This is a genomic window from Polymorphospora sp. A560, from assembly GCF_045781765.1.
Lineage (GTDB): Bacteria > Actinomycetota > Actinomycetes > Mycobacteriales > Micromonosporaceae > Polymorphospora > Polymorphospora lycopeni.
Genome location: NZ_CP122282.1, coordinates 280,054 through 305,179, shown reverse-complemented (window position 1 = coordinate 305,179; position 25,126 = coordinate 280,054). Strand labels below are relative to the sequence as shown.

Genomic DNA, 25,126 nt, shown 5'->3' with positions numbered 1-25,126 from the left:
ACGGTCGATCACTGGTAGGACCTCCGCTCGTCCGGAGGGGGAATCTCGGCGCCCTTGTACTCCACCGGCACGCCGCCGAGCGGGTAGTCCTTGCGCTGGGGGTGCCCCTCCCAGTCGTCCGGCATCAGGATCCGGGTGAGTCCCGGGTGGCCGTCGAAGAGGACCCCGAACATGTCGTACGCCTCCCGCTCCTGCCAGTTGGCGGTCGGGTAGACGGAGCAGACACTCGGCACGTGCGGGTGCTCGGCCGTCACCGCGACCTCCAGCCGCACGATCCGGCGGTAGGTCATCGAGGTCAGCTGGTAGACGACGTGCAGCCGACGCTCGTCGGAGCCGAGGTAGTCCACCCCCGACAGAGACGAGAGCAGCTCGAACCGCAGCGCCTCGTCGTCGCGCATCACCTGGCAGACCTCGACGATCCGCTCCGGGCGTACGTGGAGGGTCAGTTCGTTCCGGTCGACGACGACCTTCTCGATCGCGTCGGCGAACCCCGGGTACGCCTCTTCGAGGGCGTCGCGGACCTCGTCGAAGTAGCCGCCGTACGGCCGGGGGCTGTCGATGATCCCGACCTTGCGGCGGACCAGGCCGCCGAAGCCCGAGGTGTCACCGGAGCCGTGGATGCCGAACATGCCGCGGCCGGCACCGCTGGCCGGCGGGAACTCGGCCGGGGCGCCGCTGGTCGCGCCGACCGGTGGCGCCGCCACCGGTACGCCGCCGCCGGGCACCTCGCTGGTCTTGTTGGGCTCGCTCAACGGGCACCCCCGCGGATGTGGTTCTGCGCCTTCATCCAGTTCTCGATGCGGAGCTGTTCCTCACGGCCCTCGCGGACCGCCTGCTCCCACTCGGCCCGCCGGGCCTTGTCGGAGCGGTACGACGACGGCATGGCGCCGGGCGCCACGACCGGTACGTCCCCACGCGCCTCGCGGGCGGCCAGCATCTTGCGGCCGTTCGGGCCGAGCGGCTGGGCCATCACCTTCTCGCGCATCTTGAGGATGGCGTCGATCAGCATCTCCGGGCGCGGCGGGCAGCCGGGCAGGTACATGTCCACCGGGATGATGTGGTCGACGCCCTGCACGAGCGCGTAGTTGTTGAACATGCCGCCGGAGGAGGCGCACACGCCCATCGAGATGACCGAACGCGGCTCCGGCATCTGGTCGTAGATCTGCCGTACGACCGGGGCCATCTTCTGGCTCACCCGGCCGGCGACGATCATCAGGTCGGCCTGCCGGGGCGAGGCCCGGAAGACCTCCATGCCCCAGCGGCCCAGGTCGTAGTGAGGGCCGCCGGCGGCCATCATCTCGATGGCGCAGCAGGCAAGACCGAAGGTGGCGCCCCAGAAGGACGACTTACGCGCCCAGTTGGAAAGCTTCTCCACCGACGTGAGCAGGATGCCGCTCGGCAGCTTCTCCTCGATACCCATGGCGAACCTCAGTTCCAGTCCAGGCCGCCGCGCCGCCACTCGTAGGCGTACGCGATGGAGACCATGCCGATGAACAGGACCATCTCGACGAACCCGAACAGGCCGAGCGCGTCGAAGTGCACGGCCCACGGGAAGAGAAAGATGATCTCGATGTCGAAGATGATGAACAGCATCGCGGTCAGGTAGAACTTGATCGGGAACCGTCCACCACCGACCGGCTGTGGGGACGGCTCGATGCCGCACTCGTACGCCTCGAGCTTGGCCCGGTTGAACCGCTTGGGGCCGACGATCGGAGCGATGCCCACGGAGAAGAGTGCGAAGAGGGCACCGAGGGTCAGCAGACCCACGATTGGCACCCACACGGAGAGTGACATCGTCTCCTCCTGCCGTCCTCACTTTTGCCTGATCGGATTTCACACTATTCGTACTTGTTACAGCTGTTCCGGCCGGGGGCCGTGATCGCGGGTCACACGGCGGGAGCGACCCTGGTCATGGCGTTGATGACCCGGTCCATGGCGTCGCCGCCACGTGGATCGGTCAGGTTGGCGAGCAGCTTCAGCACGAATCGCATCAGTAGCGGGTGCGGCATGCCGTGCCGGGTGGCCATCTTCATGATCTCGGGCCGGCCGATCAGCTTCACGAAGATGCCGCCGAGGCGGTAGTAGCCGCCGTAGCGGCTCTTCAGCTCGGTCGGGTAGAAGGCGAGCGCCCGCTCCCGCTCGGGGCCGGCGGAGCGGGCCAGCGCCTGGACGGCGACCTCGGCGGCCAGTTCGCCGGACTCCATCGCGTAGGCGATGCCCTCGCCGTTGAACGGGTTGACCATGCCGCCCGAGTCGCCGACCAGCAGGACGCCGCGGGTGTAGTGCGGCACCCGGTTGAAGCCCATCGGCAGCGCCGCGCCGAGGATCGGGCCGTCGGCGTTGGCCTCGTCGGTCATCCCCCAGTCTTCCGGGGTGTTGGCGAGCCAGTCGGTCAGCAGCCGGCGGTAGTTGGTCTTGCCGAACGCCGAGGAGGAGTTGAGCACGCCGAGCCCGACGTTGACCCGGCCGTCGCCCATACCGAAGATCCAGCCGTAGCCGGGCAGCAGCTTGTCGGGGTTCTCCTTGCTGCGCAGCTCCAGCCAGGATTCGAGGTAGTTGTCGTCGTGCCGCAGCGGCGAGCGGTAGTAGCGGCGGACCGCGACACCGATCGGTCGGTCCTCGCGCTTGGCGAGGCCCATCGCCAGCGGGAACCGGCCGGACACGCCGTCGGCGGCGACGATCAGCGGGGCGTGGAAGGTGACCGGCGCCTTGTCGGGGCCGGACTCCGCGGTCACGCCGACCGCGCGCCCGGCGTCGTCGAGCACCGGGGCGAGGACGTTGACGTTGGTGCGCAGTTCGACGCCCGCGCCGACGGCCTGCCGGGCGAGCAGGTCGTCGAAGTCGAGGCGGGTGCGGACCAGGCCGTAGTTGGGGAAGCTGGCCAGGTCGGGCCAGTCGAGTTCGAGGCGTACGCCGCCACCGATGACCCGCAGCCCGCGGTTGTGCAGCCAGCCGGCCTCGGGCGAGGTGTCGATGCCCATCTTCACGAGCTGCTTGACGGCCCGCGGGGTCAGCCCGTCGCCGCAGACCTTCTCGCGCGGGAACTCGGTCTTCTCCAGCAGCAGCACCCGCAGCCCGTGGCGGGCGAGGTGGTAGGCCGTCGTCGAACCGCCCGGTCCGGCACCGACGACGATGACGTCCGCGTCGTGCTGAGTCGTGGCCATCTGCGCCTCCCTCCCGACCGCTCGTGAAACTCTTCACAAGCCTGATCCCGGGAGAGTCTAAGACCGAGCTGTACGCCCCTTACTGGTTAGGCATACCTAACCAAGCGAGGTGACAGCCCTGAACGGGCATCCGCCAGAAATCGACCAGCAATGGTCACGCAACGTACCCAAACCGCTCCGCTACGCTGCTTCCCGAGGTCAGACCCGGGTCGCCCGGTGCAGCGCCACCACGCCCCCGCTGAGGTTGCGCCAGGCCACCTTCGCCCAGCCCGAGTCCATGATCCGGGCCGAGAGTCCGGCCTGGTCCGGCCACGCCCGGATCGACTCGGCGAGGTAGACGTAGGCGTCCGGGTTGCTGGACACCGCGCGGGCCACCGCCGGCAGCGACCGCATCAGGTACGACAGGTAGACGGTGCGGAACGCCCGGCTCGTCGGGTGACTGAACTCGCACACCACGAGCCGGCCGCCCGGCCGGGTCACCCGGGCCAGTTCACGCAGGGCGGCACCGGTGTCGACCATGTTGCGCAGCGCGAACGAGATGGTCACCGCGTCGAAGGTCGCGTCGGCGAACGGCAGCCGCAGCGCGTCACCGGCCAGCAGCGGCACGTCGGGGCGTACCCGGCGACCGGCCAGCAGCATGCCGAGCGACAGGTCGACACCCACCGCGTACGCGCCGGAGCGGGCCAGTTCCTCGGTCGACACCCCGGTGCCGGCGCCGAGGTCGAGCACCCGGTCGCCGGGACGCAGCCCGAGCGCCGACCGGGTGGCCCGGCGCCAGCCGCGGTCCTGGCCGAACGAGAGGACGGTGTTGGTCAGGTCGTATCTCGAGGCGACGCCGTCGAACATCGCGGCGACCTCGTGCGGCTGCTTGTCTAGCTGAGCGCGGGACACGGGTCAACTCTGCCAGCACCGTGACCGGACCCGACAGCCGCCCCGGTACGGCCGCGGGCGCCGGCGGTCAGACCGCCGGCGCCCGTGAGTACCGTCCTGAGTGGGCGTACGCCCTACTTGTCCTCGGTCGGGGTGACCAGGACCACCCGGCGCCGCCGGGCGAGCACGAGCAGCACGCCGCCCACCACGGCGACCAGCAGGCCGGCGCCGCCGAGCACGGTCGCCTGCACACCGGTCACCGGCAGCCCGCCGCCACCGCCCGAACCGCCGCCCGGACCTTCACCCGGACCCGCGCCGGACGCGGTGATGCTGATCGGCGCGACGTTGTCCTCCGGTGCCGACTCCGGCGAAGCGAAGGTGTTGCCGACCGTGATCTGCCCGTCGGTGCCGACCTGCTCCGCGTCGATGCGGAACTTCAGCGCGAAGGACGTCGTCTCCCCGACCCCCAGTTCACCGTCGAGCCCGCAGACCAGGCCGCCGTCCTTCTCGACGCACGACGGAACGATGCCCTCCTCGGGCAGCAGTGCCGTGGTGCCCTCCGGGGCCCGTACCTCGAACAGCGGGCTGCTGGTCGCCGGACCCTTGTTCGTCGCCTCGAACTCGACCTCCACGGTGTCGCCGACCGCGCCGGTCGCCGGCGTGCTGGTGACCGACAGGTCGACCGGGTTGCGGCCGGTGACCACGGCGAACTGCACGGCGTTGTCGGACGGGTCGACGTCGCGGCGTACCTTCTCGTCGGCCGCCTCGACCACGGTGTCCTGGTCGGCGGACCGGGCGGCCAGCGGCCGCACGTTCGGGCTGGCCTTGCCGTTGGCGTAGCCGACGACCCAGCCGCCGGAGAGTCCGACCGGCCCGGGAGCGTCGGCGGCCACCTTGACCTTCATCGGCCGGACCATCATGAAGATCTCGCCGGGCGCCACGATGCGGGCGTCGCGCCGGCACGACGCGACGGTGTTCTCGTCGTTGTACTTGCAGCCGGGCCGCTGGTCGGCGAACGTCACGTACGGCGGCAGCGCGATCTCGAAGGTCACGCCCTGCACCGTGTCCCGGCCCGCGTTGTACAGCGCCCAGTGCAGGTCGCCGGTCCCGCCGGGAGCCACCGGGGTGTTGTCGGCGTAGTCGGCGTAGACGTCCCGGGCGACCGCCGTCAGGTCGAGGCCGCGGGGAACCGCCTCGACGTTGACGGTCTGGGTGTTGTTCGCCGCGTTCGGGTCGGCGGTCACCGCGTTCACCGTGACGGTGAACGAGCCCGCGGAACCCTTGTGCTTCGGGGTGGCGGCGAACAGGGCCGGGAAGTCCGTCACCGTCGTACCGTTGGCCAGCTCACCGAGTTCGCAGGTGACCTTGGTCGGCCCGTCCTCCTCGCAACCCGGCCCGGACGGCAGGCCGAAGAACAGCACGTTCTGGTCGATGTTGCCGGCGTCGATGGTGACCTTCACGCCCTGCGCGGCGTCGGGTCCGTCGTTCGACAGCCGTACGAAGAACTGTTTCACCGTGGCGTAGCTGACCACCCGCTCGCCGCTGACGGCGAGGTTGAGGTCGGCTGACGAGGTGTCTTCCGGGGCCGCGGCGGCCGGCGTGGCGGCGAGCGTGGCGGCCACGAGCGCCGCGGCCAGACCGGCGGCGGCACGCGGGATGCGGGGGTGCATGGGTCCTCCGGGAATCGGGGCGTTACCAGGGAGGGGGAGGTGGAGAGTCAACAGCCACGGGCGAGGTGGTTGCCCACCCCGCCCGTGACGCCCTGCTATCTATGTACGACCGTCAGGCGGTCGGCTTCTCGTCGCCGGGGGTCACCAGGACCACGCGGCGACGGCGGGAGATCAGGAACATCGCGCCACCGGCGGCGACCACGGCCAGGCCGATGCCGCTCAGGAGGCCGGCCTGCACACCGGTCACCGGCAGTCCGCCACCGCCGCCGTTACCGTCGGCGGCCTTGACGAACACGGTGAACTCGTCGGAGTTGTCGGTCCAGTCGGCGTCCTTGGCGAGCACGCCCTCGACGCCCTGCGGCAGTTCGACCGCCTGCGGGGCGCGGCGGGCCAGCATCCGCTCCGACATCTGGTAGCCCTCGACCACGGCGAGGCCGCCGGTCAGGTTGACACCGGCCTCGGCGTCGTCGGCGACCTTCACCGGCAGGGCGAAGGTGTACGCGGAGAAGACGTCGTCCTCGGTGGACTCGTCCTGGTCGACCGGGATGAGCGGCAGGTCCCGCCAGTCGCAGACCGCCTCGGAGGCGGTGAACTCGCAGCCGGCGAAGTCGTCCGGGAACTGCTCGACGATCACGCTGTCGAAGGTGGCGTTCTCGGGCAGGGTCGCGGTCACCGTGAAGCCGCCGGCGGCCCGGTCGCCCTGGTTGCCGACCTCGATCACCAGCGCACCGGTCTCGCCGGGCTGGAGCGTACCGGTGGTGCCGTCCTGGTTGACCGGTACGTCGGCGGCCCAGACATAGAGGTCGGGGCCGTTGCCGCCGATGGTCACCGGCGCGGTGACGGTGTTGTTCTTCAGGTTGGGGTCGGTGGTCTCGGTCTCGACCGAGATGGTGATCGAGCCCGCCGACTCCGACGATTCGGTGTTCTTGCGGACCAGGGCGACCGGGACGTCGAAGTCCTCGCCCGGCTTCAGCTCGTCCGGGGTGATGCCGCAGATGAGCTGGTTGTCCACCGGCTCGTTGCAGCCGCCACCGAAGTGCACGACGTCGACGAGGTTGGTGTCGAGGTCGGAGAAGTCGACCGTGATGGTCAGACCGGTGGCGGTGGTCGTCTTGCTGTTGTTGATCAGCGACGCGAACGCGGCCTTGCCGGACGCGCCGGCGGCGATGGTGGTGCCACTGAGCTTGACCTCGACGTCGGCCGTGTCGTCAGCGAAGGCGGGCGTGGCGAAGGCGCCCACCGCGACGAGGCCGAAAGCGCCTGCACCGACACGCGCGAGAGCGCGGTTTCGGAAGATCATGTTGGGGTGCCCCCATGGCGGTAGGGAAGATACGACCGGGGACGTTAGTGGTCACCGTCGGCCGGCGCTACCCCGTGATCCAGTGGCGATGACCAGGGCATCTAAGACAGACTTAAAAGAATGTCCAAATTGATGACTATTGCCACGAGAGATCCGCCGGCGATTCACCAGGGCAGCTCGAATGATCTACCGAATCGCCGGCCAACTACCACCCGAATGGCCGATCTCGAATATGACCGAGAGATCATTCTCCCATTACTGGGCGTCAACCAAAGGCAGCGTCTTCACACCGCCACCGGGCAACGCGATCGACGAGAAATGCGACACTACGCGCTTGTCCGACGGATCTTCGGCCGGCGTACGGTGCACCGCGAGGTGGTTGTAGAGGGTGTCCCGCTGCGCCGGGACACGACCGGCCGACCGGATCATCCAGATCAACTCGTGCAGGTTCGACCGGTGCCGGGCACCCGCCGACGAGATGACGTTCTCCTCCAGCATGATCGAACCGAGGTCGTCGACGCCCATGTGGAGGGCGAGCTGGCCGACGTCCTTGCCGGTGGTCAGCCACGACGCCTGCAGGTGCGGCACGGTCTCGAAGAAGAGCCGGGCCACCGCGATCAGCCGCAGGTATTCCAGGGTGGTCGCCTGGGTGCGGCCCTTGAGGTGGTTGTTCTCCGGCTGGTAGGTCCACGGGATGAAGGCCCGGAAACCCTTCGTACGGTCCTGCACGTCACGGATCATCCGCATGTGCTCGATCCGCTCGGCGTTGGTCTCACCGGTGCCCATCATCATCGTCGCGGTCGACTCGACACCCAGCGTGTGCGCCAACTCCATCACCTCGAGCCAGCGGGCGCCGGACTCCTTCAGCGGCGCGATCGCCTTACGGGGCCGGTCGGGCAGCATCTCGGCGCCGGCACCGGCGATCGAGTCGAGGCCCGCCGCCTTGATCCGGGTGATCGCCTCCTCCAGCGACACCCCCGACACCTTAGCCATGTGCAGGATCTCACTCGGCCCGATCGAGTGGATCGCCAACTGCGGGTAGGCGGTCTTGACCGAGGAGAACAGCTCCTCGTAGTACTCCACGCCGTAGTCCGGGTGGTGGCCGCCCTGGAGCATCACCTGCGTCGCGCCCAACTCGACGGCCTCGGCGCAGCGGCGCAGGATCTCCTCGGTCGGGTGGGTCCAGCCCTCGGCATGCTTCGGTGCCCGGTAGAAGGCGCAGAACTTGCACGCCGTCACGCAGACGTTCGTGTAGTTGATGTTGCGGTCGATCAGGTAGGTGACGATGTTGTCCGGGTAGCGGCGCCGGCGCACCGCGTCGGCCGCCTCACCGAGCGCGTGGAACGGCGCGTCGGTGTAGAGCAGCAACGCCTCCTCGGGCGTGATCCGCCCACCGTCGGCGCCGCGCTGCAGGATGCTCTCGATCTCCCGGCTCTCAGTCACAGGTCCGAGCCTACGTCGGCACCGCCCCCCACCGGCATCCAGCGCCCGCCGATGTGACCCGTGCTCCCCGGACCGGGCCGCCCGACCGCCGGACGGCCGGCCGGCCGGTCAGGCGTCGTAGTCGACGACGAGGCGGTCGGTCATAGGACTCGACTGGCAGGTGAGAACGTAACCGGCGGCAACCTCGTCGGGCTCCAGCGCGTAGTTGCGCGCCATCGACACCTCGCCCTCGACGACCTTCGCCCGGCAGGTCGAGCAGACCCCACCCTTGCACGCGTACGGCAGCTCGCCCCGGACCCGCAGCGCGGCGTCGAGGACCCGTTCGTCGGCCCCCATCCGCAGGCTCGACGCCCGCCCGTCGAGCACGATCGTCACCTCGGTGCCCCCCTCGGTGCCGGCCGGCCGGGCCGGTGGCGCCGGCACCTCGTCGACGTGGAACAACTCCGAGTGCACCGACCGCGCCGGCACCCCCCGCCCGGCCAGCACCGTCGTGGCCCCGGTGACCAGGCCGTACGGTCCGCACAGGAACCACTCGTCGATCCGCTCGACCGGCACGACCGAGTCGAGCAGCCGGTTCAGCCGGTCGTCGTCGATCCGACCGGACAGCAGCGGCGACTCGCCGGGCTCACGGGACAGCACGTGCACCAGGTGCAGCCGGGCCGGATAACGGTCCTTCAGGTCGGCCAGTTCCTCGGCGAACATCACGGTCCGGGCGTGCCGGTTGCCGTACACCAGGGTGAACCGGCTGCCGGGCTCGACCGCCAGGGCGGTCGCGACCAGGGACAGGACCGGGGTGATGCCGGAACCGGCGGCGACCGCGCCGTAGTGCCGGACCCGGCCCGGATCGAAGTCGGTGGTGAAATGCCCGAGCGGCGGCATCACGTCGATGGTGTCACCGGCCCGCAGCGCGCGGCTGGCGAAGCTGGAGAACGCACCCCCCGGGATCTCCTTGACCCCGATCCGCAGCCGGCCGTGGTCGGCCAGGTCGGCGGGCGTGGAGCAGATCGAGTACGACCGCCGCACGTCGGCGCCGTCCTCGACCCGGCGTACGGTCAGGTGCTGGCCGGCCCGGAAGGCGAAGAGCGGGCGCAGCTCCGGCGGCACGTCGAAGGTGATCGCCACCGCCTCGTCGGTGAGCCGGTCGACGGCCCCGACGGGCAGCGGATGGAAGGTCGGCCGGCGCCGCGCCGGCCTACTGATCGTCACGCTCACGCCGCCACCTCGCTCCGCTCGCTCACCACTGAACCAATCCGTTCGCTCGGCTCACAGCGCCTTCACCTGGTCGAAGGGTTCCCGGCAGGACCGGCACCGCCAGAGCGCCTTGCAGGCGGTGGAGCCGAACCGGCTGATCTGCTCGGTGTCGAGCGCACCGCAGTGCGGGCACCGTACGGCCAGCGGCACCGCGACCGGCCCCGCCGGCCGGGCCGGGCCGGGCGGGGCGATGCCGGCGGCGGCGAGCTTGGCCCGTCCCCCGACGGTGATCCAGTCGGTGCTCCACGGCGGCGCGAAGACGGTACGTACCTCACCGTCCGGGTGGCCGGCGGCGGCCATCGCCCGGCGGATGTCGGCGCGGATCACGTCCATGGCCGGGCAGCCGGTGTACGTCGGGGTGATGGTCACCGTGACCCGCCCGGTCGCCGGGTCGGTGCTGACGTCACGCAGGATGCCGAGTTCGGCGATGGTGACCACCCGGATCTCCGGGTCGACGACCGCGGCGACGGCGGCCCGGACGTCCGGGCCGGCTCCCGCGTCAGGGGTGGTGGCGGTGCGGCCGGTGGTGGCGGGTAAGGCGGTCACCAGCTCGCCCCCGGATGGGCGCGGTGCAGCACCTGCATCTCGGCCAGCAGGTAGGACAGGTGCTCGGTGTGCACACCGGTCCGCCCACCGGCCGGTCCCCAGCCGTCGGCCGGACGGCGCAACGTCGCCTCGGTCAGCACACCCTCGATCGTGGACAGCCAGGCGCCCCGCAGGTTGGCCGGATCGACCGGGGCGGCCGGATCGGCGGCGAACAGCTCGTGCGTGTACGGCCACAGTTCGTCGACGGCCGCCTGGACCCGGCGGTGCGACTCCTCGGTGCCGTCCCCCAGCCGTATCGTCCACTGTGAACTGTGGTCGAGGTGGTAGGCCGACTCCTTGCGTGCCTTGGCGCCGATCGCGGCGAGCCGCTCGTCGTCGCCCTCGGCGAGTGCGGCGTACAGCGGCAGTTGCCAGGCCGACAGGAACAACAGTTTGACGATCGTGACCGCGAAGTCGGCGTCCGGTAGCTCGACCAGCAGGCAGTTGCGGAACTCCCGGTCGTCGCGCAGGAAGGCGAGCGCGTCCTCGTCGCGGCCCGCCCCCTCCAGCTCCCCGGCGTACGTCAGCAGCAGCCGGGCGGCACCGAGCTGGTCGAGGGCGATGTTGGCCAGCGCCACGTCCTCTTCCATCTCCGGGGCGGCGGCGTACCACTCACCGAGCCGCTGCGCGGCGATCAGCGCGTCGTCGGCGATGGCCAGCACGTGGTCGACGGAGGGCTTCACAGGTGGTCCACCCCGTCGGGTACGTCGTAGAAGGTGGGATGGCGGTAGACCTTGTCGGCGGCGGGGTCGAAGAAGGCGTCCTTCTCGTCGGGGCTGGACGCGGTGATGGTGCTCGCCGGCACCACCCAGATCGACACCCCCTCCTGCCGCCGGGTGTAGAGATCACGGGCGTTACGCAGGGCCATCGACGCGTCGGGCGCGTGCAGGCTGCCGACGTGGGTGTGCGACAGCCCGCGCCGGGCACGTACGAAGACCTCCCACAACGGCCAACCGGCCTCGCTCCGCTCGGTCATGCGGCCATCTCCCGTACCCGTTGGCGTTCGGCCTGTTTGGCGGCGTAGGCCGCCGCCGCGTCGCGGACCCAGGCCCCGTCGGCGTGCGCCCGGCGCCGGTGGGCGATCCGGTCCCGGTTGCACGGCCCGTCCCCCTTGATCACCCGCATCAGCTCGGCGTAGTCGGGCTGGGTGTAGTCGTGCGCCTGCCGTTCGTCGCTCCAGCGCAGGTCGGGATCGGGCAGGGTGAGGCCGAGTACGCCGGCCTGCTGCACGCACATGTCGACGAACCGCTGGCGCAGTTCGTCGTTGGAGAAGCGCTTGATCTTCCAGGCCATGGACTGGGCGGTGTGTGGCGAGTCGGTGTCCGGCGGGCCGAACATCGCCAGCGAGGGATACCACCAGCGGTCGATGGCATCCTGCGCCATCGCCTTCTGGGCGGGCGTGCCGTGCGCGAGTACGTGCAGGATCTCGAAGCCCTGCCGCTGGTGGAACGACTCTTCCTTGCAGATGCGGATCATGGCGCGGGCGTACGGCCCGTACGAGCAGCGGCACAGCGGCACCTGGTTGACGATGGCCGCGCCGTCGACGAGCCAGCCGATCGCCCCCACGTCCGCCCACGACAGGGTGGGGTAGTTGAAGATCGAGCTGTACTTCTGCCGGCCCTCGATCAGCATCTCGACCAGTTCGTCCCGGTTGATCCCGAGCGTCTCCGCGGCCGCGTAGAGGTAGAGCCCGTGCCCGGCCTCGTCCTGGACCTTGGCCAGCAGGATCGCCTTGCGCTTGAGGGAGGGGGCGCGGCTGATCCAGTTGCCCTCCGGCTGCATCCCGATGATCTCGGAGTGGGCGTGCTGGGCGATCTGCCTGATCAGCGTCTTCCGGTAGGAGTCGGGCATCCAGTCCCGCGGCTCGATCTTCTGGTCGGCCGCGATCACCGAGGTGAAGTAGTCGTGCATGGTCGCCTCGTCGGCGCCCGCCGGGTCCGGAGCGTCGCCCCGGCCCGCGTGGAGGTCCCGCCGGGCGGCATCCCGTAGCGCCGCCTCGGCCGCCTCGACCTCGCCGAGCAGTCCCGCTGTCGGCCCCTGGCCGGGGCCGGGAAAGTCGTTGCCGTACACCCAGCAAGTGTTACAGCTGCAACGACTTCGGGCAACGCGGTGTCACACGGCCGAGACTCCGACAACCCTCGGTAGCGGATCGTGGACCGCCCGTGACGCCGCAATCCACTGTGGAGGAATGAAGCGGATCACATCGGGACCAATTTTCTGGATCTCTTGCCCCAAAAGGGTTTAATGCCGACGCACTTCATCGAGGCTTAAGAAACTCGGCCTCGGCCAGCCCCTGGTTGCCGACGTAGGCTCTGCACGTCCACCCCTCCGGCCTCGACCGCAGGCGCCGGCCCTACCACCCCCCGGCAGGGTCACGACCAATCCGGCAACACCGGTGGCGCACGGTCACGGCCTGTAACACAAGCCCTGGTTCGCCGTACCGCACCAACGGCCCCGACCCCTGGAGCCAACCCCTCATGCGTCCTCGCGTGGTCCTGATCCTCGCCGCCGCCGTGCTGGTTCTCACCGGCGTACTGCTGATCCCCACCGCGTCCGCCCGCCTCACCGGCACGTCGGGCGCGGACGCCAGCGCGCCCGCGACCATCGCGCCACCGGCACCCGCCCCGTTGACCCTGGCCGCGGGGCCGGTCGACGTGCAGATCGACGGCTTCCTCTCGTGGGCCCTGCTCGACCGGGCGACCGGCAACATCACCGGGTCGGACAACGTGACGGCGACCAACTCGGCCGAATCGATGATCAAGATCTGGTTCGCCGCCGACGTACTCCGGCTCGCGACCGAGAGCGGGGCCGAGCCCGACCAGGTTCTGCTCGATGCGGCCAGCGCCGCGATCCGGGACAGCGACGATCCGGCCACCAACATGCTCTACCGCCTGGCCGGCGGCCCGGCCTCCCTCCGGCGGATGATCGAGATGTGCGGGTTGACCGAGACCCGGCCGGTGATCCCACCCGGCGCCACCATCGTCTGGTGGAGCTACACCGAGATCTCGGCCCGGGACGCGGTACGCCTCGGCGAGTGTGTCGCGGACGGCACCGCCGCCGGCCCGCGGTGGACCCAGTGGGTGCTCGACGAGATGGCCCAGGTGCGCGGCACGACCGCCAGGCAGGATCAGCTCCCCACCCGGGGCGGCGGGCGCTGGGGGATCATCGACGGCCTGCCCGACGAGATCGTCGAGAACGGTTCGGTCGGCATGAAGAACGGCTGGACGCTGATCCACGCCGACGGGCTGTGGCACCTCAACTGCCTCGCCACCGCCGACGAATGGGTGCTCGCCGTGCTCATGCGCTATCCCGGCGGGCACGGCCTCGACTACGGGGCGAACGTCTGCCGCAACGTCACCAGCCAGCTCGTGGTCCCGGTACCGGGCGCGGCGCTCAAGATCCCACAACCACTCGTCGAAGGCTGACCGGTGCCGGAATCTTCCACATCGCCCGAAGCCACCACCGCACCCGGCGACCCGACCCGCCCACGCCGGCCGAAGTCCCCGTGGCGGGCCGTCGGTGTCGCGACCGCGCTCCTCGGGGTGCTGGCGACCGGCCTGCTGCTCCTGCCCGACTCGCCGCTGCGCGCCGACGCCGCCCCGAGCTGGCACGGTCCCGGCAGCCCGGTCACCACGTCACCCGCCACCCCGTCCGCCAGCCCCGAACCGCCGCCACTGGACGTACGACCCACCGACGTCGTGATCGAGACGACCGGTTGGTGGTCGTGGTCGATGATCGACCAACGGACCGGAGCCGTGTACGGCTCGGAGAACATGACCGAGACCAGCACGACCGCCTCGATGATCAAGTCGTGGGTCGCGGCGGACTACCTGCGCCGGGCCGCCGAGAAGGGCGAGACACCGGGCGAGAGCCGGATGGCGCAACTGACGGCAATGATCCGCGACAGCGACAACGAGGCGACCCAGATCGTCTACGACGAGCTGGGGCGGGCCACCTCGATCAAGCGGTTGATCGAGATCTGCGGCCTGACCGACAGCGAACCGGCCGAGGACGGCGCGTGGAGCCGTACCCAGCTGTCGGCGCGGGACACCGCCCGCATGGGTGTCTGCATCACCGACGGCCGGGCCGCCGGCTCGAAGTGGACCAAGTGGCTGCTCGACGAGATGCGCCTGGTACGCGGCACCGGCGACTTCGGCATCCGGGCCGCGTTCCCCACCGAGATCCGCAAGACCATCGCGATCAAGAACGGCTGGGTCGATCGGCAGGCCGAAGAGGAATACCACGTGAACTGCCTGGCGATCGGCGACGGCTGGACGGCCGGGGTGCTGACCGCGTATCCCATCCAGCTCGGCCAGAGCCACGGCGCCAAGATCTGCAAGCAGGTCGGCGAGCAACTTCGGGCGGACTGACCCGGCACCGGGTCAGCGACCCGGCGCCGGCCGACCGGCTCAGTTGGTGAAGAAGACCGGCCCCTCGTCGGGCAGTGCCGGCACGGCCCCCAGGGTGGCGGCCCGCCGGGCGAACTCCCGCAGCCCGGCCACCTGGCGGTCGCCGAGCGAGAAGTCCAGCGACCGGAAGTACGACGCCAGCGTCGCGGCGTCGTACGGCTCCCAGCGGGCGGCGGACTCGGCGACCTCGTCGAGTTCGGCGAGACACAGGTCGCGCGAGCGCAGGAACGCCTCGTGCACCTCCTTCACCAGGCCGGGATGGCCGGCGGCGAAGTCGCGCCGGGCCGCCCAGACGGCGAAAACCATCGGCAGGCCGGTCCAGTCCCGCCACTCCTGCCCGAGGTCGGTGACGGTGAGGCCCTGCCGGGGCGCCTCGTAGAGGGCCCGCAGCGCCGCGTCGCCGATCAGCACACCGGCGTCGGCCTCCAGCAGCATCTGGGTCAGGTCCGGCGGGCAGGTGAAGTATTCGGGGTGGGCGCCGTACCGCTCCCCGATCAGCATCCGGGCGAGCATCACACCGGTCCGCGAGGTGGAGCCGAGGGCGACCTTCGCGCCGTCGAGGTCGGCGAGCGGGCGGGTCGAGACGACGTTGACCGACAGCACCGGCCCGTCGCTGCCGACCGCGAGATCGGGCAGCAGCACCAGGTCCTGCGCGTGACGCAGGTATTCGACGACGGTGATCGGGCCGATGTCGAGGTCACCTTCGACCAGGGCGGCGCTGAGCCGTTCCGGGGTGTCCTTGTGCAGGTCGACGTCGATCAGGGCGCCGGACCGCATCAGCCCCCAGTAGATCGGCAGGCAGTTGAGGAACTGGATGTGCCCGACCCTGGGCCTCCGAAGATCACTCATGGTTGCCACCGTATCCGGCCGCGGTGGCCACCGGCCGGGCGACCTGCCCGGTTGTGGCGGACGGCGCAGCCTCGGCCCCCTCCCCGGCCGCCACCCGGTGGTCCGTAGGGGCGGCGTCGAGCCGCACCGCCCGGGTCGCCCGGACGGTCGACGGCACCAGCGCGAGGACGACCGCGACCCCGGCCAGCCCGGCAGCGGCGAACAGTGGCCGGATCGGCACCTGCTCGACCAGCACGCCGCCGGCGAAGAACCCGAACATCCCGGCCGCCTGGATGGTGCCGCCGAAGGTGGCGAACGCCCGGCCCCGACTTTCGGCCGGCACCCGGTTGGCCATCGCGACCCCGCTGAAGACGTTCATGCCGCCGTTGAACAGACCCGCCAGCACCCAGAGCGGGATCAGCCACAGGGCCGTGGCGACCACCGCGGCGACCGGCAGCAGCAGGCACACCACGCCGAGTTGGACCAGCACTCCCCACACCAGGAACCGGTCGTCGGCGGTGCGCCGGGCCAGCCGGGCGAACAGCCAGGCACCGACGAGCATGCCGGCCATCTCCACCGCCTCGATGATCCCGAAGACGGTCTCGGAGGCGCCGAGCGTCTCCCGTACCAGGAAGACGTGCGCGACGTTGATCGCGCCGACGGCGCCGACCACGGCGGCGATCGCGATCACCATCGCCCGCAGCAACGGGTCGTGCCACAACGACCAGGTCGCGGCCGGTCGCCCGCCGTCGCCGGTGCCGGCGGTCGCCGCGGCACCACCCCGCCGGGTACGCAGCAGCAGCCCGGCCGCCACCAGGGCGAGGTAGCTGACCGCGTCGATCAGCAGCGGGATGGTGGCGCCGAACTGGCCGACGAGCACCCCGGCCAGGGCGGGCCCGGCCATCATGCCGGCAGTGGCGGCGGTCTGGTTGACCGCGCCGGCCCGGGGCAGGTCCTCCTTGCGGACCATCGCCGGCACCAGCGCGGCGAGGGTCGGCTGGGTGACGGCGAGCCCGACGGAGAGCAGCGTCACCAGGGCGATCACCGCGACCGGATGGCTGACGAAGGCCAGTGCCGCGCAGGTCACCGCCTGACCGAGGCCGGCGATCACCAGCACCGTACGGCTGTCGACCCGGTCGGCGATCCGGCCGGCGACCGGGGCGAGCGCCGCCATCGGGATGGTCTTGGCCAGCAGCAGTGCGGCGACGGCGAACCCGCCCGCGCCGGAGCCCTGGAGGGCGAGCACGAGCGCGGTGGCGGCGAGGAAGTCGCCGCAGGTCGAGACGCCCCGCGCCACGGCCGCGAGGTAGACGTCGGACCAGCGCGAGGTTGGTTCGGGGGCAGCCGCGCCCGCAGACGTGAAGGACATACTTCGAAAATAATCCTTCACATCTGTCGAGGGCAAGCGGTGTCAGTCCATTGGCACCGTCGCGTAGTGGACAACCACCGGCCGGCTGCCGGCCGGCGGGTCGGCCTGCCGCTCGCGCCGCCGGTACGGCGCCAGCAGTTCGAACACCTTCGCGTTGACCTCCCGCAACTCCTCGGCAGTGAGCAGCAGGACCGGTCCGGCGATCACCGCGGCGTCGTACCACTCGGCCGGCTCGTCGTGCGACCGCCGCACCCAGTCCCGTAACCGCCCGAGATCCCGCTCCAGGAAGACGTTCACCAGGGTCTGTTCGGCCGCCTGCGCCTCGGCGTCGTGACCCGCGTCGATCGACCAACCCCGCATCGTCGCCCGCCACACCCGTTCCCGGGCGTCGCCCCGGCTCGGCGCGTGCTCCACCAGCCCGAACTTCGCCAGCTCACGCAGGTGGTAGCTGGTGGCGCTGGGCGACAGGCCGACCAGCTCGGCGACCTCGGTGGCGGTCACGTCCGACCCGGTGCTGCTCAGGTGCTCCATGATCTCCAGGCGGGCCGGATGTGCCAGCGCCCGCATCACCTTGGGATCACTGATCGTCAGCCGGCGCTGCTCGTCGTCACCGTCGCTCATCGTGAAATGATCCCGCGCCCACCCCGTACGCCGCGACCGAGGCCACGACGAACCGAACGGTCCGGTCGGGCCACCGCCCTCAGCCGGTCCCCAAGATGTCGGCGGGAGTGAAGGTACGTACTTCGGGATGTGCGGCAAGACTCTCGTCCGCACTGCCCCGCGCCCAGAACGCGAAGATCAGTCCTGCCTGCCCCGGCGACGGCAGATGCGCCGCCCGCCGCCGGAGATCAGCAAGATCTCGCTGCGTCAACGGTTTGGTCTGCCAGCGGCATTCACCGACCAAAGCCGGCTGATCCCCGGTGAGTCCGAGTACGTCGATCTCAACGGTTTCGTCTTTCCACCACCGGCCGATGATGGTATCGCCGGGCAGTGTTCCGTTGGCCACCAAACGCTGAGCATGTTCGCGCGCCGCCGACTCGAAAACCCGGGCGACGTGCGTCTGCCAGCGCCCCCACGTACGTTGCCGAACGGCGGCTCCCTGGCCGCCGTCGATCAGATCGGCGTCGTCCCGCAGTACGGCGAACCAGTAGGCGAGGTAGTCGTCGGCGATCTCATAGAGTGGATCGGTCGAGCCACTGGTGCCGAGCGCCCGGATCACCTGGACGTATCCCGCACGGCGCAAGCGGTCCAGGGTGTAGTCGATGCGCTGCTGCGCGCGGCCAGCGATCCTTGACCGCCGCCGAGCACCGCCAGCCATGGCCGTGAGAACCCGTTCGTAACCACCTCGCCAGTCAAGATCCTCAGAGAGGATGTCCGGCGCGTCACGGAGAAGAAGCCCACCCGGTGTGAAAGCCATCTCCTGAAGATTCTCCTCGGTGGACCGTTCCGCCGACCATCGCATGAGATGCAGCGGATAGCCGCCACAGGCGGCATACGCCTGGAGGAAATCTGCCGGGGGCAGGTCCGGCTGGAATGCCCGTGCGTCGAGCACGGGAAAGGGATCCATTCGACGCTCGACGCCAGCTCGACGGTGCAGGCCGCCCTGAGGGCCCAGCATCTGCTCCATCAGCGCCACCGCTGAACCCGACAGCACCAGCATCAACCGTTGGTCCCGGACGTGATTCTCCCAGACAGCGGAAACGGTGTCGGCGAAGTCGGCATGCCCTCCGGTGAGCCGAGGCGCTTCGTCGAGGACGATCAACAGCGGCTCGATACGGGCCAACCCCGCGAGGAATCGCAACGCCGCTTCCCAACTGGGAAAGGTCGACGGTGCCAGATCCGCCACCTCGCCGCCGAGTTGCTCGCGTACGGCCTCGGCGAACCGGCGAAGTTGCCGTTCGTCGGCGTCCTGCCGGGTCGCCGTGAAATAGACGGAGCGCTTGCCCTGCGCGAAATGGGTCAGGAGGTAGGTCTTGCCGACCCGGCGGCGCCCCCAGACCACCGCCAACTGGGGTTCACCAGCTTTGGCACGGTCCCAAGCTGCCGCCAGCTCCGCCAACTCGGCACCTCGACCCACGATCTGCACCGACCCAACGTACTACAAACTGTTTGTAGTACAAGCCGCTTGTAGTACAAACAGTTTGTAGTACGTCGGCCGCGTGATACGCGGCCTCGGGGCCGCATGTCCTGGGTCGGGCTCGGCCTAGCCGGTCAGCACGGTCGGCAGCGGCTCGGTGTGCAGCACACTCAGCCGGGAGACGGCCCGGGTCAGGCAGACGTAGAGCCGGTGCAGGCCGCGCGGCTCGGCGGCCACGATCGCGGCCGGTTCGGCGACGACGACGTGGTCGTACTCCAGGCCCTTCGCCAGCGTGGCGGGCACCACCGTGACCGCGCCGTCGTCCGGGTCGTCCAGGTCGGCGGTCTTCAGCCCGGCCGCGTCCAGCGCCGCCCGCAGCGCCGGGATCTGCCGGTCGGCCGCGATCAGGCCCACCGAACCCGGGTACGCGGTCGCGGCCCGCACCTCGGCGACGACGGCGGCCGGCAAGTCGGCCACGGCGCGTACGGCCAACTCGCCGTCCCGGCGCAGCGACACCGCCGGCGGCACGTCGACCTCCAGGGCCGGCAACAGCCGGTTGGCCAACGCGACCACCGCCTCCGGCACCCGGAAACCGGTCGTCAGCGGAATGACCGCGGCCTCGGGCTTGCCGAGGTGTCGCAGCGACTCGGCCCAGTCGGCGGCGGCCCACGGCGCGGTGCCCTGGGCCAGGTCGCCGAGCAGGGTGATCGAGCCGTGCGAGGTACGCCGGGCGATGGCCCGGCAGTGCATCGGGGAAAGGTCCTGCGCCTCGTCGAGCACGATGTGGCTGACGCTCGACTGGCGTTCGAGCAGCCCGGCGGCCTCGTCGAGGAGCACCAGGTCGGCCGTACTCCACTTAGCGCCGCGGACCGTACGCGGCGGCTTCGGCCAGACCAGCGCGGCCCGCTCCTCGGCGGTGAGCACCCCGTCGGCCGCCGCGGCGAGCAACTGTGGGTCGGTGAGCAGGTCGAAGACCAGCGTCTCCGGGGTCACCGCCGGCCAGCAGGCGTCGAGGAACTCCACCACCGGCCGGGCCTTGCCCATCCGGCGCTGCCAGGACTCCGGTGGCGACTCACCGCTGCGCGACTCGGCCTGCCGTTGCAGGAGCGCCACCGTACGGGCCCGGACCCGCTCCCGGCCCAGCGTGTACGGCAACTCCTCCCGCCGTACGTCGTCGACGAGCCGGCGCAGCACCCCCTCGTCGATCCGCCACCGGTAGGCGCCGTCGGAGATCTGGATCGGCCCGGCCGGGCGGCTCAGCCGCGCCCACAGCGCCCGGTGCAGCACGGTCGCCATCCGCGGATCGTGCTTGACCACCTCGGTCTCCACCGGGTCGGTGCCGCGTACCGGCACCCGGGCGATCAGGTCGTCGATCGTCGACTGCTTCACCTCCAGCTCGCCGAGCGCCGGCAGGACGGCGGCGATGTAGCCGAGGAACGCCTGGTTCGGCCCCACGATCAGCACACCGGACCTGCGCAGCCGTTCGCGGTGCAGATACAGCAGGTACGCCGCCCGGTGCAGCCCCACGGCGGTCTTCCCGGTGCCCGGCGCCCCCTGCACGCAGATCGACGTGTCGAGGTCGGCCCGGACCAGTTCGTCCTGCTCCGGCTGGATGGTGGCGACGATGTCACGCATCGGGCCGACGCGCGGCCGCTCGATCTCCTCGATCAGGATGCGGCTCGTGGTGCCCAGCTCCTCGCCCCGGTCCAGCCGCTCGTCCTCGAAGCTGGTCAACTCGCCACCGGCGAACCCGAACCGGCGCCGGACCCGTACGCCCTGCGGCTCGCGGGCACTGGCCCGGTAGAACGCCCGGCTGACCGGCGCCCGCCAGTCGAGTACGAGAGGTTCGCCGAGCGGGTCGGTGACATGCCTGCGCCCGATGTGGAACCGGCCGGTCGTGGCCGCGTCTTCCGGGGCGAGGTCCGGCCGGTCCCCGGAGCCGGCGTCCGGACGCCGCTCCGGGGCGAAGTCCAGGCGGCCGAAGAACAGCGGGGTGTTCGGGTCGTCGGCGAGTTCGGCGACCCGCCGGGCCAGTGCGATGCCGAGCGTCTCGGCGGCGAACGGGTCCCCGGCGATCGACGCGCCACTGGCGTAAAGCTGCTCGGCCCGCAGCCGCATCGCGTGCAACGCGGTGCGGGACGTGGCCAGGTGAGCCCGCTCGTCGGCGAGCTGACTGTCGAGATCGGTGGACGGCATCGGGTTCGGCACCTCCCGGGTCGATGTCTTGACCTGGGCCGCCCGGCCCCCCGCGCCAGCGGTACCGGCAGTGCCCGGCGCGGCGACGCCACGCACGAGCGAACCACTCTACGACCTGGTTCGCGTCCTGGTTAGTCCTTTTCAGCAACCCGGCCGGTCCACGACGCGGTTGCCGACCAGACCCACGCAAGTTAATAATATCCTTAACTACGGGGGTGGCCAGTGGAGTGGGAGATCCTGATGACCGGCGGGCAGAGGGCCTTCGATGCGGCGGTCGGCGAGATGCTTGACCAGGCTCGCGGCTGGCGACTCGCCGAGTTGCGGAAACACCGTGGGATGACCCAGGAGCAGGTTGCTTCTCGCATGGGAGTCTCCGTCGCACGGGTGTCGCAGATCGAGGCCGGAAACGTCTCCACCCAGGAAGTGCTGGGTCGCTACATCGCCGCACTCGGCGGCACGCTCAAGCTGATCGCCGATTTCGGCGACGAGCAACTCAAGGTCGCCTGACCCAGGGCCTCGCCGGTCGGAACCGAGCGTTCTCCCACCTGGGTAGGACCGAATGATCGATAGGTGGTAGGAGTCGCGCCGCCCCGGGTAACGGAAAGATGGATGATGTCGGATCCGTCGTCCACTGGGGAGGACATGTGGGAAATCCGTACCGGAAGATCTTCGCCGCGGCGTGCGCGGCGACCCTGAGTGTGGTGCTCGTCGCCACCGGCTCGCCGGCCGTGGCCGCGCCGGCCGACGACCTGCAGGCCGGGCTGGACCGGATCACCGCGGCCGGCATGGTCGGCACGTTCGCGGAGGTCCGGGACGGCAACGGCCGCTGGTCGCGGGCCAGCGGGGTCGCCGACATCGACACCAACCGCAAGATCCGCCCCACCTACCAGCACCGGGTGGGCAGCATCACCAAGACGTTCACCGCCGTCGCGCTGCTCCAGCTCGTCGGCGAGGGCCGGCTCGACCTCGACGCGCCGGTCGGCCGTTACCTGCCCGACCTCGGGCGCGAGGGCGTCACGGTACGGATGCTGCTCAACCACACCAGCGGCATCGGCAACTACACCAACGCCATCTTCGCCACACCCGAGCAGCTCGTGGCGGCCCAGAGCAAGACGTTCCAGCCCCGTGAGCTGGCCCGCGTCGGCCTGGACATGCCGGCGACGAACGCACCAGGCGAGCGCTTCAGCTACTCGAACACCAACTACATCCTCGCCGGGCTGATCCTGGAAAAGATCACCAGGCTGCCGGCCGCGCTGGAGATCAGCCGTCGGGTGATCTGGCCGACCGGGCTGTGGCAGACGTACTTCCCGGGCCGGACGCCACGCATCCTGCTGCCGCACGCGAAGGCGTACGTCCCGTGGACCGAGACCGAACTGCGGGACTTCAGCGTCTTCAACATGTCGTGGGGCTGGATGGTCGGTGACCTGGTCTCGACCACCAGTGACCTGAACAAGTTCTACCGGGCTCTGCTCACCGGCAAGTTGCTGCGTCCGGCGGAACTCGCCGAGATGCAGAAGACGGTTCCGTTCGTCCCGGAGTTCCCCGAGGCAGGTGGCTACGGCCTGGGCCTCTACAGCAATGCGCTGCCGTGCGGCACGGTGTGGGGTCACGACGGGCAGGTGTTCGGCCACAACGCGATCTCACTGCACTCCCCGGACGGGACCAGGCAGTTCACGTTGATGCAGAACATGACGCACTATCAACTGCCCGGCCAGCCGGATCCGATCTCGCAGGCACTGGTGGAAACACTGATCACCGCCCTGTGTGGCGCGGACTCCGCCGGCCCGGCCACGCTGCGGTCGGAGCAGCCGGTACGGCTGTTCACCCCGGCGACGGACGCGGCACCGAAGCTCACACCGGCAACGAACTGACCGTTCGCCGTCGGAATCCGGGGTGCCCGCCGTGGCGGGCACCCCGGTTCTCGTCGATCTAGGTCTTGTGGTGGCCCAGGCCGACCGAAATGCCGGAAGCATCCCCTTGATCGGCGCCCGCGCCGCCATCTGCGCGTGCCACGATCCGCGGTCGGACCGGTACGACCAGGGGACCGTGGTCGCCGAGGATGACCCGTACCCGGGCCCGGTAGTGGGTGGCGAGCAACTCCTCGGTGAGCACGTCCTGCGGTGGACCGGCCGCGACGACCCGGCCGTCGGCGAGCAGCACCATCCGGTCGGCGTACTCGCCGGCCAGCGACAGGTCGTGCATGGTGGCGAGCACGGTGAGACCGTGGTCGCGGCGAAGCTGGTCGACGAGTTCGAGCACCTCCTGCTGGTGCCCGATGTCGAGCGCGCTGGTCGGTTCGTCGAGCAGCAGCAGGGTGGCCCCCTGGGCCAGCGCCCGGGCCAGGAAGACCCGCTGGCGCTCACCGCCGGACAGGGTGGCGAGCTGCCGGTCGGCGAACCGGTCGAGATCAAGTTGCCCGAGTACGTCCCGGACCGCCGCCAGGTCGGCGGCCGACTCCCGCCCGAGCGGCGCGATGTACGGCGTACGGCCGAGCAGCGTGTAGTCGAAGACGGTCATGCCCGGCGGTACGGCCGGCATCTGCACCACGGTCGCGACGATCCGGGCCCGGTCCCGGCGGCGGAGCGCGCCGGCCGGCGTACCGAAGAGGGAGATGGCGCCGGTGGCGGGCAGCAGGCCGCCGACGGCGCGCAGCAGGGTCGACTTGCCGGCCCCGTTGGGGCCGATGACGGTGACCCATTCGCCGGCGTGGACGGTGAGGTCGACGTGGTCGACGATCCGGTTTCCGGAGAGGTCGACGCAGAGCCCGGCCACCTCGACGGCGGCCGGTCCCGGCGGCGGCGCCGGCACACCCGCCGTCACACCGACACCCGCTTGGCACGGCGCAGGACGAGCACGAAGAACGGCGCGCCGAAGAACGCGGTGACCACCCCGATCGGGATCTCGGCGGGGGCGGCGGCGGTACGGGCCACCAGGTCGGTCAGCGCGAGGAAGGCGCCGCCGAAGAGCATCGACAGCGGCAGGATGGCCCGGTAGCTGGTGCCGGCGAGCAGCCGTACGGCGTGCGGGACGATGATCCCGACGAAGCCGATCAGACCGGAGACCGAGACGGCGGCGGCGGTGCCCAGCGAGGCGGCGGCGAGCAGCAGGTAGCGGGAGCGCTGCGGGTGCAGGCCGAGGCTGGCGGCCTCCTCGTCGCCGACCGACAGTACGTCGAGTTCGCGCCGGTGCAGGAGCACGATCGCCGCGGTGACGGCGGCGTACGGCAGCACGATGAGCACGTCGTGCCAGCCGGCGGTGGCGACCCGGCCGAGCAGCCAGGAGTAGACCTCGCGGATGTTGTCGACGTTCTGCTGGAGCAGGTAGGTCTGGCCGGCGGCGAGGAACGCGGAGACGGCGACGCCGGCGAGGATCAGGGTGGCCGGGCTACGGTCGCGGCCGCCCGCGACACCGAGCAGGTAGGTGAGCAGGACCGCGCCGACGGCGCCGACGAAGGCGGCGAGCGGCACGGTGACCGGCAGGCCGGCGGTGGCGTCGCCGGCCGTGGCGGGGCGCAGCGCGATGACGGCGGTGACGGCGAGGCCGGCGCCGGCCGCGACGCCCAGCAGGTGCGGATCGGCCAGCGGGTTGCGGAACACACCCTGGTAGCAGCCGCCGGCGAGGGCGAGCATGCCGCCGACGAGCAGGCCGAGGACGACCCGGGGCAGCCGGAGTTCGGTGACGATGGCGGCTTCCCGGGCGGTCAGTCCACTGTCGATGTCGACACCCGGAATGAGGTTGAGCAGTTCGGCGGCGACGCTCAGCGGGGGCAGGCTGATCGGCCCGAGCGCGAGGCCGGCGACGGCGGCGACCAGCACGGCGCCGAACCCGGCGATCAGCCAGCCCGGACGCAGCCCCGCCGGGCGCGGGCCGGATGCCGGGGAGCCGGGCCGGGCCACACCCGATGCCCGGTCGGGGCCGGCGCGCCCCATCCGAATGGACTTCGCCCGGCCCGCGGTCGCGGGCC

At 70.8% G+C, this 25,126-nt stretch carries 24 protein-coding genes; 4 read left to right on the top strand and 20 right to left on the bottom strand.

The window, feature by feature from the left end; all coding sequences use genetic code 11:
• Positions 1 to 8: 8 nt before the first annotated feature.
• From QCD66_RS01450 to paaA, 13 genes are all read right to left on the bottom strand, one after another.
• Positions 9 to 725, bottom strand: coding sequence for an NADH-quinone oxidoreductase subunit C (locus QCD66_RS01450; RefSeq protein WP_364214958.1), 717 nt, complete (start codon positions 723 to 725; stop codon positions 9 to 11).
• Between the two features lie 23 nt (positions 726 to 748).
• Positions 749 to 1,420, bottom strand: a complete 672-nt coding sequence (locus QCD66_RS01445; protein WP_212824486.1) for an NADH-quinone oxidoreductase subunit B family protein — start codon at positions 1,418 to 1,420, stop codon at positions 749 to 751.
• An 8-nt stretch (positions 1,421 to 1,428) separates the two neighbouring features.
• Positions 1,429 to 1,794 carry an NADH-quinone oxidoreductase subunit A gene (locus QCD66_RS01440; RefSeq protein ID WP_364214747.1) on the bottom strand — a complete coding sequence of 122 codons (366 nt, stop codon included), beginning with the start codon at positions 1,792 to 1,794 and terminating at the stop codon, positions 1,429 to 1,431.
• A 92-nt stretch (positions 1,795 to 1,886) separates the two neighbouring features.
• Positions 1,887 to 3,164 (bottom strand): geranylgeranyl reductase family protein, encoded by a 1,278-nt coding sequence (locus QCD66_RS01435; RefSeq protein ID WP_364214750.1) that lies wholly within the window; start codon positions 3,162 to 3,164, stop codon positions 1,887 to 1,889.
• Positions 3,165 to 3,362: 198 nt separating this feature from the next.
• On the bottom strand, positions 3,363 to 4,055 hold the full coding sequence (locus tag QCD66_RS01430) for a demethylmenaquinone methyltransferase (RefSeq protein WP_357540675.1): 693 nt from the start codon (positions 4,053 to 4,055) through the stop codon (positions 3,363 to 3,365).
• A 113-nt stretch (positions 4,056 to 4,168) separates the two neighbouring features.
• Positions 4,169 to 5,704, bottom strand: a complete 1,536-nt coding sequence (locus tag QCD66_RS01425; protein WP_375733909.1) for a hypothetical protein — start codon at positions 5,702 to 5,704, stop codon at positions 4,169 to 4,171.
• A 112-nt stretch (positions 5,705 to 5,816) separates the two neighbouring features.
• Complete coding sequence (locus QCD66_RS01420) at positions 5,817 to 6,944, bottom strand: hypothetical protein (protein ID WP_375733908.1); 1,128 nt, start codon at positions 6,942 to 6,944, stop codon at positions 5,817 to 5,819.
• 315 nt (positions 6,945 to 7,259) lie between these two features.
• Complete coding sequence (gene mqnC, locus QCD66_RS01415) at positions 7,260 to 8,447, bottom strand: cyclic dehypoxanthinyl futalosine synthase (RefSeq protein WP_375733907.1); 1,188 nt, start codon at positions 8,445 to 8,447, stop codon at positions 7,260 to 7,262.
• Positions 8,448 to 8,555: 108 nt separating this feature from the next.
• A complete protein-coding gene (gene paaE / locus QCD66_RS01410; RefSeq protein ID WP_364214762.1) occupies positions 8,556 to 9,659 on the bottom strand; it encodes a 1,2-phenylacetyl-CoA epoxidase subunit PaaE in 1,104 nt (367 codons plus the stop codon).
• A gap of 51 nt (positions 9,660 to 9,710) precedes the next feature.
• Positions 9,711 to 10,244, bottom strand: a complete 534-nt coding sequence (gene paaD, locus QCD66_RS01405) for a 1,2-phenylacetyl-CoA epoxidase subunit PaaD (RefSeq protein WP_375733906.1) — start codon at positions 10,242 to 10,244, stop codon at positions 9,711 to 9,713.
• The gene (paaC, locus tag QCD66_RS01400) at positions 10,241 to 10,966 is read right to left on the bottom strand and encodes a 1,2-phenylacetyl-CoA epoxidase subunit PaaC (RefSeq protein ID WP_364214768.1); all 726 of its coding nucleotides are present in this window, start codon (positions 10,964 to 10,966) and stop codon (positions 10,241 to 10,243) included. Before paaC ends, paaD begins: the two co-directional genes overlap by 4 nt.
• The gene (paaB, locus tag QCD66_RS01395; protein ID WP_364214771.1) at positions 10,963 to 11,259 is read right to left on the bottom strand and encodes a 1,2-phenylacetyl-CoA epoxidase subunit PaaB; all 297 of its coding nucleotides are present in this window, start codon (positions 11,257 to 11,259) and stop codon (positions 10,963 to 10,965) included. The genes paaC and paaB overlap by 4 nt, the downstream gene beginning before the upstream one ends.
• Positions 11,256 to 12,353, bottom strand: coding sequence for a 1,2-phenylacetyl-CoA epoxidase subunit PaaA (gene paaA, locus QCD66_RS01390; RefSeq protein ID WP_375733905.1), 1,098 nt, complete (start codon positions 12,351 to 12,353; stop codon positions 11,256 to 11,258). The genes paaB and paaA overlap by 4 nt, the downstream gene beginning before the upstream one ends.
• A gap of 407 nt (positions 12,354 to 12,760) precedes the next feature.
• Between paaA and QCD66_RS01385 the strand changes: the two genes are divergently transcribed.
• Both QCD66_RS01385 and QCD66_RS01380 read left to right on the top strand, forming a co-directional pair.
• On the top strand, positions 12,761 to 13,708 hold the full coding sequence (locus QCD66_RS01385) for a serine hydrolase (RefSeq protein ID WP_375733904.1): 948 nt from the start codon (positions 12,761 to 12,763) through the stop codon (positions 13,706 to 13,708).
• A gap of 117 nt (positions 13,709 to 13,825) precedes the next feature.
• Complete coding sequence (locus QCD66_RS01380) at positions 13,826 to 14,653, top strand: serine hydrolase (protein ID WP_375733923.1); 828 nt, start codon at positions 13,826 to 13,828, stop codon at positions 14,651 to 14,653.
• Between the two features lie 39 nt (positions 14,654 to 14,692).
• Here QCD66_RS01380 and QCD66_RS01375 read toward each other — a convergent pair whose 3' ends face one another.
• The 5 genes from QCD66_RS01375 to QCD66_RS01355 form a co-directional block, all read right to left on the bottom strand.
• Positions 14,693 to 15,541, bottom strand: a complete 849-nt coding sequence (locus QCD66_RS01375; protein ID WP_364214780.1) for a menaquinone biosynthesis protein — start codon at positions 15,539 to 15,541, stop codon at positions 14,693 to 14,695.
• Complete coding sequence (locus QCD66_RS01370; protein ID WP_375733903.1) at positions 15,534 to 16,889, bottom strand: MFS transporter; 1,356 nt, start codon at positions 16,887 to 16,889, stop codon at positions 15,534 to 15,536. The genes QCD66_RS01375 and QCD66_RS01370 overlap by 8 nt, the downstream gene beginning before the upstream one ends.
• A gap of 42 nt (positions 16,890 to 16,931) precedes the next feature.
• Positions 16,932 to 17,510 (bottom strand): winged helix-turn-helix domain-containing protein, encoded by a 579-nt coding sequence (locus QCD66_RS01365; RefSeq protein WP_364214786.1) that lies wholly within the window; start codon positions 17,508 to 17,510, stop codon positions 16,932 to 16,934.
• A gap of 79 nt (positions 17,511 to 17,589) precedes the next feature.
• The gene (locus tag QCD66_RS01360) at positions 17,590 to 18,975 is read right to left on the bottom strand and encodes an ATP-binding protein (protein ID WP_375733902.1); all 1,386 of its coding nucleotides are present in this window, start codon (positions 18,973 to 18,975) and stop codon (positions 17,590 to 17,592) included.
• 117 nt (positions 18,976 to 19,092) lie between these two features.
• Positions 19,093 to 21,162: a HelD family protein gene (locus QCD66_RS01355; RefSeq protein ID WP_375733901.1), complete on the bottom strand. Its 2,070-nt coding sequence runs from the start codon at positions 21,160 to 21,162 to the stop codon at positions 19,093 to 19,095.
• 240 nt (positions 21,163 to 21,402) lie between these two features.
• Between QCD66_RS01355 and QCD66_RS01350 the strand changes: the two genes are divergently transcribed.
• Complete coding sequence (locus QCD66_RS01350) at positions 21,403 to 21,669, top strand: helix-turn-helix domain-containing protein (protein ID WP_375733922.1); 267 nt, start codon at positions 21,403 to 21,405, stop codon at positions 21,667 to 21,669.
• A gap of 137 nt (positions 21,670 to 21,806) precedes the next feature.
• The gene (locus tag QCD66_RS01345; protein WP_375733900.1) at positions 21,807 to 23,033 is read left to right on the top strand and encodes a serine hydrolase domain-containing protein; all 1,227 of its coding nucleotides are present in this window, start codon (positions 21,807 to 21,809) and stop codon (positions 23,031 to 23,033) included.
• 58 nt (positions 23,034 to 23,091) lie between these two features.
• Here QCD66_RS01345 and QCD66_RS01340 read toward each other — a convergent pair whose 3' ends face one another.
• Together QCD66_RS01340 and QCD66_RS01335 are read right to left on the bottom strand one after the other, a co-directional pair.
• On the bottom strand, positions 23,092 to 23,982 hold the full coding sequence (locus tag QCD66_RS01340) for an ABC transporter ATP-binding protein (RefSeq protein WP_375733899.1): 891 nt from the start codon (positions 23,980 to 23,982) through the stop codon (positions 23,092 to 23,094).
• Positions 23,979 to 25,091, bottom strand: a complete 1,113-nt coding sequence (locus QCD66_RS01335; RefSeq protein ID WP_364214967.1) for an iron ABC transporter permease — start codon at positions 25,089 to 25,091, stop codon at positions 23,979 to 23,981. Before QCD66_RS01335 ends, QCD66_RS01340 begins: the two co-directional genes overlap by 4 nt.
• Between the last annotated feature and the right edge of the window lie 35 nt (positions 25,092 to 25,126).

Excerpts from the sequence above, each read along its gene's own strand:
- QCD66_RS01375 (WP_364214780.1), bottom strand. The coding sequence starts at position 15,541 with ATGAGTGATCTTCGGAGGCCCAGGGTCGGGCACATCCAGTTCCTCAAC.
- QCD66_RS01350 (WP_375733922.1), top strand. The coding sequence starts at position 21,403 with ATGACCGGCGGGCAGAGGGCCTTCGATGCGGCGGTCGGCGAGATGCTT.
- QCD66_RS01365 (WP_364214786.1), bottom strand. The coding sequence starts at position 17,510 with ATGAGCGACGGTGACGACGAGCAGCGCCGGCTGACGATCAGTGATCCC.
- QCD66_RS01445 (WP_212824486.1), bottom strand. The coding sequence starts at position 1,420 with ATGGGTATCGAGGAGAAGCTGCCGAGCGGCATCCTGCTCACGTCGGTG.
- QCD66_RS01355 (WP_375733901.1), bottom strand. The coding sequence starts at position 21,162 with ATGCCGTCCACCGATCTCGACAGTCAGCTCGCCGACGAGCGGGCTCAC.
- paaB (WP_364214771.1), bottom strand. The coding sequence starts at position 11,259 with ATGACCGAGCGGAGCGAGGCCGGTTGGCCGTTGTGGGAGGTCTTCGTA.
- QCD66_RS01440 (WP_364214747.1), bottom strand. The coding sequence starts at position 1,794 with ATGTCACTCTCCGTGTGGGTGCCAATCGTGGGTCTGCTGACCCTCGGT.
- QCD66_RS01385 (WP_375733904.1), top strand. The coding sequence starts at position 12,761 with ATGCGTCCTCGCGTGGTCCTGATCCTCGCCGCCGCCGTGCTGGTTCTC.
- QCD66_RS01370 (WP_375733903.1), bottom strand. The coding sequence starts at position 16,889 with ATGTCCTTCACGTCTGCGGGCGCGGCTGCCCCCGAACCAACCTCGCGC.
- QCD66_RS01425 (WP_375733909.1), bottom strand. The coding sequence starts at position 5,704 with ATGCACCCCCGCATCCCGCGTGCCGCCGCCGGTCTGGCCGCGGCGCTC.
- QCD66_RS01335 (WP_364214967.1), bottom strand. The coding sequence starts at position 25,091 with ATGGGGCGCGCCGGCCCCGACCGGGCATCGGGTGTGGCCCGGCCCGGC.
- QCD66_RS01435 (WP_364214750.1), bottom strand. The coding sequence starts at position 3,164 with ATGGCCACGACTCAGCACGACGCGGACGTCATCGTCGTCGGTGCCGGA.